General features: G+C 65.8%; 13 protein-coding genes and 1 pseudogene. 3 read left to right on the forward strand and 11 right to left on the reverse strand.

The features are described from left to right. Positions 1–54: 54 nt before the first annotated feature. From V5735_RS06020 to V5735_RS06060, 9 genes and pseudogenes are all read right to left on the reverse strand, one after another. On the reverse strand, positions 55–456 hold the full coding sequence (locus V5735_RS06020; RefSeq protein WP_423745997.1) for a DUF5791 family protein: 402 nt from the start codon (positions 454–456) through the stop codon (positions 55–57). Then, positions 353–3,729 (reverse strand): annotated as a pseudogene (locus V5735_RS06025) (DUF7286 family protein). The gene V5735_RS06020 and the pseudogene V5735_RS06025 overlap by 104 nt, the downstream one beginning before the upstream one ends. Further along, on the reverse strand, positions 3,717–4,550 hold the full coding sequence (locus V5735_RS06030) for a DUF7284 family protein (protein WP_423745525.1): 834 nt from the start codon (positions 4,548–4,550) through the stop codon (positions 3,717–3,719). The pseudogene V5735_RS06025 and the gene V5735_RS06030 overlap by 13 nt, the downstream one beginning before the upstream one ends. Further along, positions 4,547–4,945 carry a DUF7285 family protein gene (locus V5735_RS06035; protein WP_423745526.1) on the reverse strand — a complete coding sequence of 133 codons (399 nt, stop codon included), beginning with the start codon at positions 4,943–4,945 and terminating at the stop codon, positions 4,547–4,549. Before V5735_RS06035 ends, V5735_RS06030 begins: the two co-directional genes overlap by 4 nt. Next, the gene (locus V5735_RS06040; RefSeq protein ID WP_423745527.1) at positions 4,923–5,417 is read right to left on the reverse strand and encodes a DUF7283 family protein; all 495 of its coding nucleotides are present in this window, start codon (positions 5,415–5,417) and stop codon (positions 4,923–4,925) included. The genes V5735_RS06035 and V5735_RS06040 overlap by 23 nt, the downstream gene beginning before the upstream one ends. An 86-nt stretch (positions 5,418–5,503) precedes the next feature. Next, positions 5,504–7,216: a type II secretion system protein gene (locus tag V5735_RS06045; protein WP_423745528.1), complete on the reverse strand. Its 1,713-nt coding sequence runs from the start codon at positions 7,214–7,216 to the stop codon at positions 5,504–5,506. Beyond that, complete coding sequence (locus tag V5735_RS06050; protein WP_423745529.1) at positions 7,213–9,219, reverse strand: ATPase, T2SS/T4P/T4SS family; 2,007 nt, start codon at positions 9,217–9,219, stop codon at positions 7,213–7,215. Before V5735_RS06050 ends, V5735_RS06045 begins: the two co-directional genes overlap by 4 nt. A gap of 26 nt (positions 9,220–9,245) precedes the next feature. After that, positions 9,246–9,788 carry a DUF7311 family protein gene (locus tag V5735_RS06055; RefSeq protein WP_423745530.1) on the reverse strand — a complete coding sequence of 181 codons (543 nt, stop codon included), beginning with the start codon at positions 9,786–9,788 and terminating at the stop codon, positions 9,246–9,248. Further along, positions 9,785–10,306: a DUF7310 family coiled-coil domain-containing protein gene (locus tag V5735_RS06060; RefSeq protein WP_423745531.1), complete on the reverse strand. Its 522-nt coding sequence runs from the start codon at positions 10,304–10,306 to the stop codon at positions 9,785–9,787. The genes V5735_RS06055 and V5735_RS06060 overlap by 4 nt, the downstream gene beginning before the upstream one ends. 133 nt (positions 10,307–10,439) lie before the next feature. On the opposite strand from V5735_RS06060, the gene V5735_RS06065 reads away from it, so the two are divergent. After that, positions 10,440–11,516, forward strand: a complete 1,077-nt coding sequence (locus V5735_RS06065; protein WP_423745532.1) for a tubulin/FtsZ family protein — start codon at positions 10,440–10,442, stop codon at positions 11,514–11,516. A gap of 18 nt (positions 11,517–11,534) precedes the next feature. On the opposite strand, the gene V5735_RS06070 is transcribed toward V5735_RS06065, so the two are convergent. Further along, complete coding sequence (locus tag V5735_RS06070) at positions 11,535–12,692, reverse strand: pyridoxal phosphate-dependent aminotransferase (RefSeq protein WP_423745533.1); 1,158 nt, start codon at positions 12,690–12,692, stop codon at positions 11,535–11,537. Between the two features lie 156 nt (positions 12,693–12,848). Here V5735_RS06070 and V5735_RS06075 point away from each other — a divergent pair, with 156 nt between their 5' ends. Continuing rightward, positions 12,849–13,745 (forward strand): 1,4-dihydroxy-2-naphthoyl-CoA synthase, encoded by an 897-nt coding sequence (locus V5735_RS06075; RefSeq protein WP_423745534.1) that lies wholly within the window; start codon positions 12,849–12,851, stop codon positions 13,743–13,745. A 353-nt stretch (positions 13,746–14,098) separates the two neighbouring features. Then, on the forward strand, positions 14,099–14,494 hold the full coding sequence (locus V5735_RS06080) for a hypothetical protein (RefSeq protein ID WP_423745535.1): 396 nt from the start codon (positions 14,099–14,101) through the stop codon (positions 14,492–14,494). A 4-nt stretch (positions 14,495–14,498) separates the two neighbouring features. Here V5735_RS06080 and V5735_RS06085 read toward each other — a convergent pair whose 3' ends face one another. Then, the gene (locus V5735_RS06085) at positions 14,499–14,999 is read right to left on the reverse strand and encodes an N-acetyltransferase family protein (protein WP_423745536.1); all 501 of its coding nucleotides are present in this window, start codon (positions 14,997–14,999) and stop codon (positions 14,499–14,501) included. Between the last annotated feature and the right edge of the window lie 21 nt (positions 15,000–15,020).

The raw sequence follows: 15,020 nt of genomic DNA on the forward strand, positions 1-15,020 counted from the left end.
GGATAACTCCGCCGTCTTATCGTCTTTCCGCAACCGCCGCCACCCTCCCCGCGTCTATCGGTCGTTTCGCCGCGCGATGGCGTGGTGAACGAGCGCGTACTCCTCCACCGTCATCGGCGCGCGCCCCTCGATTTTCTGCTGGATGGCGCGCGCTTCGAAGTCGCCGTCGATGTCCCGTGCGAGCGTGTCAACGTCCAAGAGGCCGGTCGTCATCCCCATCAGGAGGTGGTCGCGTACTTCGAGGAGGATAGCATCCTTCTCCGGCATGCCCTCCTCGGTGGCGAGAATCGCGGCGGCGTCTTCGAGCGACAGGTCGGCGGCGGTCTCGCCGTCGGCAATCGACTCGACGGTCTCACGGTCGAGTCCCGTCAGTTCCACCACCTCGTCGATACCGACCGACGATATCGTCTCCGAAAGCTCCGCCGCGTACCGTCCGTGGAGTTCCGTCGGCGTCATCTCGCCGGGGTCGTCTATCTCGTCGTAGAGCATGGTCGTCACGAAGGTCTGCGACATCAAATGGGTTGTCACTCCGGTTCGCCCAGCCGGGAGAGCGCTCGTCGGCGTTCCCGTCCACGTCGCCGACGCCCGTCTTTCCCGGCGGTACCGCGACGACGACCGTCGTTCCCGTATCGAACGAAACCGGCGTCGTCCGCCCGAGCAGTTCCTTCGTCCCATCGTCGTCCGTGTCCAATCGGACGGGTCCGGCTTGCCGAGAATACGCGACCGACGCACCCGGTGTGGTTGGCGAGCCTTCACGCGCCCGAACCGTGAACCGAGCGTACGTCCCCGACACGTCCACTTGCCAGACGTTGACCGTCGCGTACCAGTAACCGGGAACGGGAACGACCGGCAGTCCCGCCGGTAAGTCCCCGACAGTTTCGTTGATGGACTCGTTCAATCGCTGCTGCACCCGATTTTCGATGCCCCGTTGTACCGCCGCTTTCAGCTCCGTCACGAGAATGCGGCGGGTCGTGGAGACGGTCGGTGCGACGCTCGACTGGCGTACTCCATCGACATCCCGTCGTGCCGATTCGAGCGCGAATCGAATCCGAAGCGTCACCGAATCGCGTCGCATTCGGCTCCGACCGTCCCGACGCTCCTTCTCGACCGCTCGTGCGATGCTCCCGGCGACCGAACCGTTCGCGATGGCACTGGCCCGATTCGCCGTCGTCCGCCAGCGGGTCACTCCGCGGTGAACGGCCGTCCGACGTTCCGACCTATCGAGTTCGATGGCGTCGCTCGCGGCGAGTTCGCTCCGGACGTTTCGTTCGATATCGTCTATCGATGCGGAAAGCGCCCGTTGTAGGTCGTTGCGTCGTCGTCGAAGCGACGCGTTCGGTTCGGTCGCGAGCGTCTCGTTCACCGCCCGAAGCGCGACACCGGCGGTTCGAAGCCGAACCGAGTTCGGCTTTCGTCCACCCGGGAGCATCGAAACGATGCCGTCCGAGATATCGGACGACGGAACCGTGAACAGGTTGACGTTCCGCGCCGAAAGTGGGTAAGTCTTCGACCCGTGCGGGACGGCCGAAACGTGGCGATGTTTCACCGCCGAAAGCGTCAGATACGGCGGTGCGCCATCGACGCTGATATCGACCGGCGTCCCGGGGCCGCTCGTTCGCAGCCGATGCGTGGACGGAGCCGTGACCTTCCGCCGAGCCGCGAATATCCGTCGAATCCGGTCGAGCGAGACGCCCGTCGCGTCCTGCACCGCCGTGCCGAGACCCGTCCGCGTTCGGCGGGTGCGCTCCGCCCTGCTATCGAGTCGGCCGGTGACGGCATCGAAATACGTCGCACGGGCCGCGTATCGCGCCCGTTCCGCGGCGTCCTCGTATCTCGCGGGTGCGTCGATGAGGGCGGTCCGGTCGGCGCGAAGAGACGACGCCAGTTTCGCCGCCGGATTCGTTCCGCCCGTTGCGAGGGTCCCGCGGGAAACGGTCACCGAACGGTTTCGAACCCGGTTCCGAAGCGACCGCACGTCGCGGTACGCCCGCGCTCGAATCGAATTCGAATACCGACCCTGCACCGCGACCGCTCGCGTGTCCATCGTTCCGACGCTTGCACGACGTGCCAGCGCATCCACGCCGCCGCGGTCGGTGACGAGACGTTCTATCGCCGTTCCTCGAACGTCAACGAGGTTCGGCCCGGCGGCACCATTCGCCTCGTGAGCGCTCGGAAGCGGTCGAACCGGCGCGCGGTCCGTCGTCACGTGGTCGCCAGCGACGCCGAGCGAGACGACGAACTCGTCCGTCCACCGTTGAGTCGTTCGGACGGTTCGATTCGTCGGTGGCCGTGGTCGCGTCGGCGGTGTGGGTTGGGGCGGCGTCGGTTGTGGGCGTGGCGACATACAGGGGAACGGCAATCGAGCGGTCCACCCGCGGTTCCCGTCCCGCATCGTGTCTTCCCGCTCCCACCGCCGAACGACGGTGTGGGTTCTAACGACGCGACGGGCATCGGTCCAGAGGAGGTGCCAGCCGCGCCGCGTTCCGGGAGACGACGCACTGACGTTTTGGACAGATACGTGCGTTCTCGTTCTTTCTTCCCGGAGCGTCCATCCCTCGCCCGGCGAACGCGGACGCGGTTTTCGTTCGTCGCGGACGGTTCGAACGCTCGCAACTGGGCGGACGGAAACGCGATACGCCGCCCCGATTGCGGCGTCCAACTTGCTCGACTCGCCGCCATCGATGAGGTCCAAGAGTGCACGCTCCGCCGATTCGTTCACGCCGATGTTCATTCCCGTTTCGGGGGAGTACGTGGAGTCGAGCGGTTCCGACGCCGCATCGAGTGTACCGTCGATGGTGCCGTCTGCACCGCCCCCGCCGGCCGTGTTCAGAATGAAATCCGTCCACAGCTTCCCGTGTTGGGTCGTCGGAACGAGAAGGTCGGTGAGGCCGACCCGGGCGGTCGCACGACGAACTCCCCGTCGCCCGGCGGGGTCGCTCGTCCCGAGCGATTTCGTCTGCTCTTCGAGAACCGCGCCGTTCGTCAGCAACTCGATGTGGCGGTTCGACAGCACGTTTGCAATCGGTGCTCCGCCGTACTGTGCGTATCCTCGCGCCCACGTCACCGCGTAGAGTCGGGCGGTCAATCTGCGGCCGAGTCCCGGGTCGAGCGGCCCGCTGTCGAGCCGCCGCTCGAATCGCTGGACGCGCTCATGCAGCGCCAGAACCGGCGTTTCAACCACGAGCGTCACGTTTTTCTTCGTGGCGGCGACGGTCGTCCCGCCGCGGGTCGCGCGAATCGATACGCCGTCGATGCGAACCCGTAGCCCGGCCTCCGTCAGGTTCCCGGCTGGCTCGATGTGGATTCGTCGTTTCGCCCGTCGAAGTGCCGTCGCGTTGGGCGTCGCCGGGAGCGATGCGGTCGCACGCACGTCGCCGTGTGGGTACCCACCGATCGCAATCGCTCCCGCGCTGTAAGATAGATTCGAAGGCGGAGGTAGTCCCGAAACGGAGTTGCGTCGTCCATAGCCCGCCCGGCGGTCGTGTTCGCCGGACGAACGAGCGGTTCGGCGGCCGCTTCCCGACCGGCCTGTCGGACCGCTCCGCGAAGCGCCGTCCTAGTTCCGGCGGTCACGGTTCGCATGCTCCGCTCCACGTTCTCGTTCACGTGCGGTTCCGGTCGGGCCACCAGCGCACCCGCGAAGGTGAGACTTCCGACCAGCAGTAGGACGCCGATCAACGCGAACGGTACCCGTCCGCGGGTGTCGTCGGCGAGGTTCACGCGTCCCACGTCCTGACGACGAGTCGCGTCTCGCCGAGCGAAACCGACCGGGCGGCGTCGGTCGGCGTCCCGAACGTCGCCCGGAGGTCGGCTTCGACGGCGGTGGTCAGCGCGTCGATGAGTACCCGTCTCGTCCGGTCACTGGTGAGAGTGTTCGTATCCGACCCACCCACGTCGTACAGCCGAATCAACCGTCTGAGTCGAGCCGCAACCGTTGTACCCGTTTCGCGGTCGTGGAGCGCCAGCGTCGTCGTTCGGTTCGGAACCAGACCGGTAACGATTCCTGCGGCGACGACCCGCGCGACGTCGCGGTAACCCCCGCGTCGAGCGACGTCGAGCGATCGCTCTCGAACCGCCGGAAATTTGTTCGGAAGCGTGGTTTCGGCCGCGTGAACGTCCACTCGGGGCGGCGGTGATTTACCGACGGCGAACCGCCCCCGGAGGTGAGCGTTCCGATACGGTTCCCATCGGACGAGGAGTTGCATGCGGGAGGGGTGGTCGAGTCGTTCCCGCACACGGCGAGCGACCGCGTGCTCGAACGGATCGTTCGTCCGTGACAGTTCGGCTCCGCGAACGGACGCGTTTGCCAGTGCGGCCTGGCCGAGCAGTCCGGCGAGGGTGCCGCGCGTCGTCCGACGAATCGCTCCGTCGTCGGTCCGAATCGTGTAGTTCAGTCCGGCGGTGCTGGTCGTGAGGACGTTCGCCGTCGATTCGGCCGTTCGCGTCCGCGCTGTCGATTGCGGTCGCTTCGCTCCGACGAGAACGAAAGCGCTGGCGCTGACCAGCAGCAGGCACAGGGTCACGTCGAGAACGGTGCTGATGCCCCTCATTTCCACACCACCACGCGGAGCCGTCCCGGTCGAACATCACCCGGCGCGATTCGAACGCTCACCGTCGTCGCCGCGGTTTCGGTCGGAACTTCGGCGTTCGGCGGTGGCGTCGGCCCGTCGTGCCACTCTCGCTTCCCCCCCGTGAGCGTAACGTTGCAGTGATAGCCGTCGGGCGTCGCGGAGGGTCCCGTGAGACGCGTGGGAATCAAGATGCCGTTCGAACTCGCGTCGTCACGAACCGACGAAAGTGTCGTCGGTCCGAGGGTTCTCTCGGACCGAGGCATCGCGTCGTTGAGGACGCCGGTGTAGACGAGCAGTCCGAAACAGACCGCGAAGACGGCGACGATGGCCGCGACGGGTTCTGTCTGTGCCCTACCCGGAGACCAGCGTCGCATCAACTCCCTCCCACGAAACACAGCGAGCACGAAGCGTGCTATGCGCCCGTCGCCAGACCGGCCGGTGGTCTCTGAACTCCCGTATCGTCGCGCGGAAGTCGGCGGGCGAATCGAACACCGCGGACGGCGGCGACCCGGACAACACGCGGTTCAATCGGGAAGTGGAGTCGGAACGCCTTCCCCCGCCGGGAACGACCGGAACGACCGGGCCGTACGCGAACGTCGCGTGCGCGGTTCCGCCCTTTCCGTCTAGCCCCAGTCGTCGCGAGCCGAGTTTGATTTTCCGCGCCGATAGCGGGTGTTCGGCGGTCGCGGTGTAGGTGCATCCGGCGACGGAATCGACCGTATCGGCGACACTGGCGGCGTTCGGCGGCGGTGCGGTCGGCAGTTCGATGGCGACGCCGAGGACGGCGAAACTGACCACCGTCACGCCGAGCCAGACGTACCACGCATCGAGGGGTGCGTCGAACATGGGCCGGAATGGTTCCGTTTTCGTATTTAAATGTACGCCGAGAATATCGGAGGACGGGTCACCCGAGAACGAACACCCGCGAGCACTCAGGTCAGCGCACCCGCCAGCACGAACGCGAGGAGGTACACGACGGTCGCGGACAACACGCCGCGACCGACGCGGTAGCCGACCAGCGTCCGGTCGAGTCCGTGTTCGAGTCCGACCGCGAGCGTCGTGACGATGGCCGAAAGACAGAGGACGTAGATGCCGACCGCGAGGCCCAGTACATCGACCGGGAACGCGCTCCCGAACGAACCACCCATTCCCGACATACCGCCCGCCAGCGCGACGGTCGCACCCGAGACGAGGGGTCCGAATATCGCCGCCGTGTGTCGGAGGGTCTCGGTCACTTGCGAAAGCTCGCGTCGGGCCTCGCGTTCGACGCTCTGCAGGTCGTCCAAGTGGTCGGCCATCGCCAGAACGGCACCGCCAGCGGGTCGCCCCTCGTCCGCGGCGAGCGCGAGGAGCGCCACGGCGCTCCGAGCGCGGGGACTCGGTACCGTCGAAAGCGCCCCGTATTCGCCGAGAAACGACTCTCGAACGCCCATCCTGAGCTGTCGCTGTATTCGCGAGGCTCGCTCGAAGACGGCACCCGTCTCACCACCGAGTTCGTCGGCAGCGGCGACGATGGCCGTCTCGACCGCCAATCCTTCCTTCACCCGGCGACCGACGAGATAGAGCGCGTCCGTGAGGTCCGCTTCGACCGCTCGAACCCGGTTTCTGACGAGGATCGTCGGGCGCGTCACCTCGACCAGTAGGACACCGGCGAGAAAGCCGACGCAAGCTATCCAGCGCGTCCATCCGGGGAGGAAGACCGTCGTGATGACCAGCGCGAGACCGCCAGCACTGAGGCCGGAAATTATGACCGGCCACAGTCTTTCGGGAACGTCAGGGTGTGACCGCGAGACGTCCGGCGGCGGAAACGCAACCGGCCGACGAGTGAGTAACCACGCGCTCGTCACCAGCAGGAGCGCGGGAAGTAGAACGTCGTAACCGGCGACCAACACGGCGGACGACAGCGGCAGTCCCGCCGTTCGCGCCGCCGGAAGCACCGCGACCAGCGCCAGCGGGAGCAGGACGCCGAAAGCGTACACCGCCGTCGCTGGCCCGCGAATCTCGGCGACGAACTCCGCCATCCGCTCTCGCGTCCCGTCGAGAATCGCGGCGAGCGCGCGGTCCAACGTCCGCGTTCGTTCCCCTTCCGGTGCCTCGCTGGCCGCCGAAATCAGTACCATCGACCGATGAAGCGCCGGGTTCCACGATTCCCACTCGGCCGCGAACGTGGTCAATCCGGCCATCGGCGACCCGACCGAGCGTCGAACGTGATTGCCCAGACTCGACGCGAGTGGGCCATCACCCGTCCGTGCGGCGAACGCGGCGGCCCCTTCCGCGGTCGGTTCTATCCGCATCCACAACACGGCGCGGGCCGCGAGGTCGGGCGCGTCGCCGAGCGCTTGCGTCCGCTTCGCGGCGGCGAGGAGTTCGGGTACGCGGCGGATTAGCGCCGAGAAACCGACGGCGGTGGCGACCAGCAACCCCCCGACTACGATGCGGAGAGTTGGCGGAGCCACGACCGCACCGATGACGGCGACGAGACACCCGAAAACCGCCGCACCGTTCGCACCGCGACCGACTACAACGCTGTCGGTTTCGCCTCCCAGAAAGCCGATGGCCCGGTCGATGTCGTCGTCCGCCGACACATCCCACGGGTAGAGGGGTGCGAGGCGAGCACAGAGCGACTCGAAGCGTCGCACGATCACGCCGAGTCACCCTCGATTTGGTCACTTCCGCTCCCACCGTTTCCGCTTCCGCCGCTCTCGATTCGATTCGCCGTGACCTCGAACGAGGGCGCAACCCGTTCGACGCGCCGCTCGATACCCCGCGTTCGGGCGGCGAGTGCCGCCCGAACGTCCGCGTACGTCTCCGTCGATTCGGCGAGCGAGGCGACGAGGACGCTGTTTCCTCGCTCGATTCGACCGGTCGGAACGAGGTCCCCACCGTCGAGTTCGTACAGCGGTTCGAACCGCACCGAGTCGGTGCCGTCCGTTTCCGCGTCTCCGTTCGTAACGACCTCCTCGATACGCTTCACCCGCTTTCCGTGCGTACCGTCGATTTCGTAGGGTTCGAGGGTGACGACGAACTCGGTCGTCGCGAACGAGGAGGAAGGGACGCCGAGGTCGGTGACGACTCGTTCGTACACCGCATCGCCGCAATCGCCGTGTATCGTCCCGAGGACGGCGTTGCCGCTCGCGCCGACACGCATCGCTTCGTACAGCACGCTCGCCTCCTCGCCGCGGACTTCGCCGACGACGAGCGCGCCGTCCCCCAATCGGAGGGCCGTCCGAAGCGCGTCGGCCGGACGGAGTCCGGGTTCGTCGTCGTTCGCCGTCGTTCGGAGTAACTGCACGTCGCGGCCGTCTCCCTGCAAGGATTTGACCGGTAGTTCCGGCGTGTCTTCGAGGACGACGGTTCTGACTCGCGGGGGGAGTTCCCAGAGCAACGCCCCGAGGAGCGTCGTCTTCCCCGCCCCGCGCGGTCCGGCAACGAGTCCGGTTCCGGCGCGTTCGACGCCGACCGAGAGGAGGGCGGCCGCATCCGGCGGAAGCGTTCCGTTTGCGACCAGCGCCGGGAGAGTCCACCGCTCCTCGGATTGAACGCGGAAAGCGAACCCGATGCCGTCGCTGACGGGTTCGGTGACGCCCGCGACGCGGACGGTCGTGCCGTCGATTTCGGCAACGGCGTCGAGGGTCGGGCTCGCACGCGAGAACGCCCTGCCGCTCGTTCGCCGAAAGCGGGATGCGAGCGACGCCGCTCCGTCCGCAGTGAGGTGGACGTTCGTCTCCATCTCCTCGCCGTCCGCTCGCACGCGGAGCGGATTGTCGCCGACGGGGGCGGTTGCGAACACGTCGGAGACGGCCGGGTCGGCGAACAGGTCCGTGAGGACGCCGTATCCGTGCGTGTACTTCCGGAGAACGTCGGTGAGAGCGTCTACGTTCGCATCCTCGTTCGCCCCTGCTTCCGCGTTCTTGCCTGCCCCCGCATCCGCGACTGCCCTGACGGCACGGCCCGGTGCCCGCTCCCCTCCCGTAACGCCGCCGTTTGCGAGGAGCGTCGCGGCCCGGTCGAGCGTTTCGAACGTGTCGGGTGCGAGGTCGTACTCCAGCGGTTCGAGGTGATAGATACGACGCGATTCACCGAACCGCTCCGCGTCGGTTCCCGCCTCGTAGTGGCGAACCGTCGCGCCGGTCGAAAGCGAATACCGGTCGTCAAGTCGGGCATCCGCGGCCGGACGGAGCGACACTTGCGACCGGGCGATGGTCGGCCCGACGAACGGACGAAAGAGGGTCGAATAGCCGTCGAACCGATGGACGCCCTCCGCGACGCCGGTTTCCACGGCGATGTCGGAAACCGGTCCCGCCCGTCCGACGGCATCCACGCCCGCTCGAATCGGGTTGGAACGCGCTCGTTCCGCGAGCGTGTCGTCGTGGACGGCGACCCGCTCAACGAACCGTCCCGCCGCCACGAGAAACGCCGCACCGTCGCCTTCGTACGTCCGTTCGACGCCGGTCGCCCACGACACGATTCGGTCCGCGTCGCGGTCAGTGAGCGCGTCGATGACTGTTGCGCGGCACGCGGGGCGTTCGGCGAGTTCGCCGTTTCCGGGACAGTTGTCCGCATCGACGGTCAACGTCGCGCCGTCGAACGAGGGGTCACAGCGGCAGTCCCGGTCGTCGGGCGAAACGCTCGACAGTGGGTTCCACATGGACTCCCGTGGTCGCGTTCTCCGTCTTAAAGTTGAGCCGCCGGGACGACGAGGACGGTACGATGTCCGCGGTATTCGACCAACAGCAGCGCGATGTCGCGCCGGGCGGGTGCGTGGACGACGATCGACTCTCCGTCCGGTCGGACGGTCCACCCGCCGTCCGTCCCGCTTCTCGTCGCGACGCGAACGTCGAACGGGACGTGTCGGACGCGGGTCGGTCCGCCCGCGACGCGATACGCGAGCACGTCTCCGAAGTCGTCTTTCGGGCTTCGACGGCCGGGAACGCCGCCGATGGCGACGAACTCGATTCGTCCGACCGTCACGGATTCGGGTGGGAGCGACAGCGAAACCGCTCTTCGCGCGCCGCTCGGGTTCCCCTCGCTCGGTGGGGGGTCACCGAACCGGACGGCGGTTTCGTCGGTGAGGTCGGTCATCGAGCGCGAGACGGTCGCCAGTTCCGCGTCGGCGCGGTACGTCGCCCGGTCCCGACGGGCGTGATTGATGGCGGGAACGGAGACGCTACAGAGGGCGACCGCGAGCACCACGGCGAGAACGGTGCGAACGCTCACAACAGCTCGCGGAGGCGCGCCGTGAGCGAACGGTCGCCCGATTCGGTTCGGTCGCCGTCGGTGCGTGGGATTTCGTACGGTGATGGGGGGTTCGACCGGCTGGAACCTCCGGAATCGTCACTCGAGTGCTGTCGGCCGATTTTCGACCCGCCCTCGGAATCCGTCCCGAATCGCCTTTCGGAGACCGCCCGATTCGACCGGGAAGCCGTCCGGTTCCTCCCGCTTTCGAAACTCCGCTCCGAGGGGTCTGACTGACACGCTTCGGCCTTCGCTAGCGCGGCGTCTACGCGGCGTTCCACGTCGTCGTTGACCGCACGAATGTTGCCGACGTAGCCGCGAAGGGCCTGGACCGCGGCGTCGAGTTCGTCCAGTTCGGTTTCGAGTTCGTCCATCCGCGCGGCGAGGTCGGCCGTCGTCCGGCGGAGTTCCGCATCGTCCTCTAGTGCGGGCATTTCACCGTCCGTCAGCGTTTGTTCGAGCGTTGACACGCGTTCGGAAAGCGTTTCGAGGTCGGGCATCGTCGGTGTTGTCCGCGTTCCCCTATTTAAGGCTTCGTGGAGCGAGAAAAGGGGTTTTCTTTTCCTTTGTTTCTCGATATTTACGCCGGATTACGTCGGAAAATTCATATGTCGTGAATCAGTTCCATCGCCCATGAAAGTCGTCCTGATTGGGGTGGGTCAAGCGGGAGGAAAACTCACTCAGAGACTGGTAGAATTCGACGCGAACATGGATTTCAACGCGGTTCAAGGCGCGTTGGCTATCAACTCCGCGAAAACCGACCTGCAATCGCTCGACCTCGATACCGTCCTCGTCGGCCAAGACCGAGTGAAGGGCCACGGGGTCGGCGGGGACAACGAACTCGGCGCTGAAGTGATGCAAGACGACGCCGGTGAAGTGATGAACGCCCTCGACGGCCGAATCACCGCGAGGGCGGACGCCCTCTTCGTCGTCGCGGGACTTGGCGGCGGAACCGGAAGCGGCGGCGCGCCGGTCCTCATCCACGAACTCCAGCGAATCTACGAGATACCCGTCTACGCGCTCGGCGTCCTCCCCGGGCACGGCGAAGGGGCGATGTACCAAGCCAACGCGGGACGCTCGCTGAAGACCGTCATCCGCGAGGCCGACGCAACCCTCCTCATCGACAACGACGCGTGGCACGAGACGGGCCAGAGCGTCGGCGAGGCGTTCGAGAACATCAACCAGCAGATAGCCCAGCGCGTCGGCCTGCTTCTCGCGTCCGGCGAGGCGGTCGAAGGCGTCGGCGAAAGCGTCGTGGATTCGAGCGAAGTCATCAACACGCTTCGCTCGGGCGGCGTCGCGGCGCTCGGCTACGCCAGCGCCGGTGCCAGTGAGGACAGCGGCGAGAACATCAACACCGTGACGAGCAACACTCGGCAGGCGGTTCTGAGCAACCTCAGCATGCCGAAAGCGACCGACGCTGACTCCGCGCTGTTGGTCGTCGCGGGCGACGCCGACAGGATTCCGCGAAAGGGCGTCGAGAAGGCCCGACGATGGCTCGAAGGCGAGACCGGCAGCCTGCAGGTTCGCGGCGGGGACTTCCCGCTCGACAGCGAACGACTCGCCTCGCTCGTCCTCCTCGGCGGCGTCGAACGTTCGCCGCGCATGCAGGAGTTCATGGAGCGCGCGAAGGAAGCGAACAAGCAGGAAACGCGCGAGGAAGACCCGGCCGAGATGTTCCACAACGACGAGATAGACGACCTGTTCTGAGTCTCCGGTGGTCGGGGATTATTCGAATTCGTCCGTAACCAACCGCTCTATTCTGTCGAGTCCGAGTTCGATTCGGTCGAGGCTGTTGGCAAAGCTCAGTCTGAGATACCCCTCGCCAGCATCGCTGAACGCGCCGCCGGGTGCGGTGACGACGCCGTAATCGGACAGCAGGCGTTCCGCGACGTCGAAACTCGACCCGTCCAATTCGCTCACGTCGAGGAAGGTGTAAAACGCACCCTCGGGACGCGGACAGGAGATGTGCGGAATCTCGACGACGCGCTCGGTCAGGTAATCGCGGCGCTCGCGGAACGCGTCGTGCATCTCGTGAACCGGTTCCTGTGTGCCGGTTACCGCCGCGAGCGCGGCCTGCTGGCCGACGCTCGACGGACAGGCGGTCGTACTCTCCCCGAGGCTCGTGGCGGCTTCGACGATGGACTCCGGTCCGACGAGCCATCCTATTCGCCACCCCGTCATGGCGTACGTTTTCGAGCAGGAATCGACCGTCAGCACGCCCTCGTAGTCGGTGTACGACGTGATGCGTCGGTAGTCGTCGTCGTACGTCAACCGCGCATACACCTCGTCTGCGATGACGTAGGCGTCGTGGTCGGCAGCCGCTTCGACGACCGCCTTCACGGCGTCCTCGTCGTAAATCCGTCCCGTGGGGTTCGACGGCGTGGTCAGGATGATGGCGGCGGTGTCCTCGTTCAGGTTCTCGATGATGCGGTCCGAGTCGAGGTCGAACCCGCTTTCCTCGGCCAGCGGCACTTCGACCGGTTCCGCACCGGCGAGGATAACCTGATTTCGGTAGTTCGGCCACGCGGGCGTCGGGATGATGACTTCCTCGTCCGGGTCCACGATGGCGGACAGCGCCAACGATAGCGCCTCCATCCCGCCGTTCGTAACCGTCACTTCTTCGGGCGAAACGGGGACGTTCGTCTCGGTCTCCATTCGCTCGGCTATCGCTTCGCGGAGCTCGGGGATTCCGGCCCCGGAGGTGTAGTGCGTCGCGCCGTCGCGGGCGGCTTCCGCCGCCGCGTCGATGACATGTTCGGGGGTGTCGAAGTCCGGTTCGCCGACTTCCAGTCGAACGAGGTCGCCGCCTCGCTCCTCGGCGAGTTCGAACATCACGCGGATGCCCGACCGCTCGAAGGCGTCTGTCCGTGCGGATGTCTTCATGTATCCGCCGTCGTTTTCGCGCGGCAAGTAGCTTCGCAGTCCCCCCGCGGTTTGCCGGGTCACGGGACTTCGGACGACCGAGCGAACGAACGAGGACCGGCGAACGACCGAGAGCGGACGGGAACCTATTAGACCGCCCCGCCGCCAGTTTCGAGTATGGTATCAGAACTCTTCGACGCCGAGCGTTGGGAGGAGATTTCCGACTTCGATTTCCGCGATATCACGTACCACCGGGCCAAAGACCAGGGAACGGTCCGCATCGCGTTCGACCGCCCGGAGGTTCGAAACGCCTTCCGCCCCGGTACGGTGGACGAACTGTATCGCGCGTTGGACCACGCCAAACGCCAGTCGGACGTCGGTTGCGTCCTCCTCACCGGCAACGGGCCGTCGCCGAAGGACGACGGCTGGGCGTTCTGCTCCGGCGGCGACCAGCGTGTGCGCGGGGGAGAGGGATACGAATATCAGGGAGAGGATGCCGATAGCGAGGACGCGTCCGAGGCGGGCCGCCTGCACATCCTCGAAGTTCAGCGGCTCATCCGCCACATCCCGAAACCCGTCATCTGCGTCGTTCCGGGATGGGCCGTCGGCGGCGGTCACAGCCTCCACGTCGTCTGCGACATGACCCTCGCGTCCGAGGAGCACGCCAAATTCCTCCAGACCGACCCCGACGTGGCGAGTTTCGACGGGGGGTTCGGTTCCGCCTACCTCGCACGGCAGGTCGGCCAGAAGAAGGCCCGCGAGATATTCTTCGTCGGCAAGACCTACTCCGCCGAGGAAGCCGAGGAGATGGGCATGGTGAACGAATCGGTTCCGCACGAGGAACTGGAGGAGGTGGCACTGGACTGGGCCGAGGAAATCAACGGCAAGAGTCCGACCGCGATTCGCATGCTGAAGTACGCCTTCAACCTCGAAGACGACGGCCTCGTCGGCCAGCAGGTGTTCGCCGGGGAAGCGACCCGCCTCGCGTACATGACCGACGAAGCGCAGGAGGGACGGGACGCGTTCGTGGAAAAGCGCGACCCGGACTTCTCGGACTATCCGTGGCATTACTAAGCACCTTTTACCACCCACCTTTTACGACGGTCACAAACGAGAGCGATGGCGAACGCCATCGCTCTTATTGGTTCCCTGTAAAAGCTGGACCAAAAGCACTCCTCCCTCGCTTCGCGTTGCTCCGGAAGACGCAAAGCGTCTTCCGTACTCTCGTTCGCTTCGCTCACGAGAACTCCGCTCGGTCGTCGGCCCGCTCGCTCGTCGCTACGCTCCTCGCTCGCGGTGAGTGACCGACCGCCTGGTGTTCGTGGAGAGGAACTTCGAAGCGGCGGGAAAGTCGTTCAGCGGAAGGTCAATCGACCGTTTCACCCTACAGAGGCATTATATTCTCCCGGAGAAACACAAAAACGAACATGACTGAGACAGTCGATGGAAACAACACCCTGCTACCGGGGATGGCAGCAACGGGTATTTCAGTGTTCCTCGTCGTCGTTGCGATGTGGTTCTGGACCGAATTCGCGTTCGCGAAGCCACCGCTTTCGATTCCAGTAATGGTCTACTTTCTGGGCGGGGTTTCACTCATACAACTCGCACGGAGTGTCTTCATGGACGATTGGACGCGTCGCAGCGCTGCTCTCGGCGTCGTCGTCGGAGTCCTCGTGATGCTCTTCGGCATGCGGCCGATGGGCCACTGTGCAGACACGACCGCATCGAACTGCGGCACCTCGTTCAATCCCGTTTTCCCCGTTCTCGCCCTTGGATTTCTGCTGACGACCACACTGCTGTACGTCGATATTCGACGACGGTAGGTCGTCAGAGTTCCTTATCGTACACGTATCGCTCACAGTCGAAGTCGTCGTCCCAGTTCTCCACGATTCGCTCGAATCCACGCGCTTCGTAGAAGCCGATGGCGTTCTCGTTCGGTCCGATGGCCGACAGTTGCAGTCGCATCACGTTCTGTCCCCGTAGTTCCGCCTCGAACCGGTCGAGCAGTCGCGTGCCGACGCCCGCTCCCCAGTGGTCAGGATGGACGTAGATTCGATAGAGGTGGAATCCCGCTTCGCGTTCCCCGTCCGGGATGCCGATGACGAACCCGACCACCGTTCCCTTACGCTCCGCGACGAAGAACGGGCGCTCGTCGCGATTCACGTCGGCGACGACGTTCTCGACCGCGAACCACGAATCGACGGTTTCCTCGACCGCTTCCGCGCCCATCACGTCGTCGTAGGCGGCGTGCCACGAGGCACGAGCGACGCGCTGGATGGCGGCAGCGTCGTCCTCCCTCGCCCCTCGAATCGGCACGGCGTCGTTCATACGACGGTGGTCGTACCGTCC

The sequence above is a fragment of the Haladaptatus sp. SPP-AMP-3 genome, assembly GCF_049568665.1.
GTDB lineage: Archaea > Halobacteriota > Halobacteria > Halobacteriales > Haladaptataceae > Haladaptatus > Haladaptatus paucihalophilus.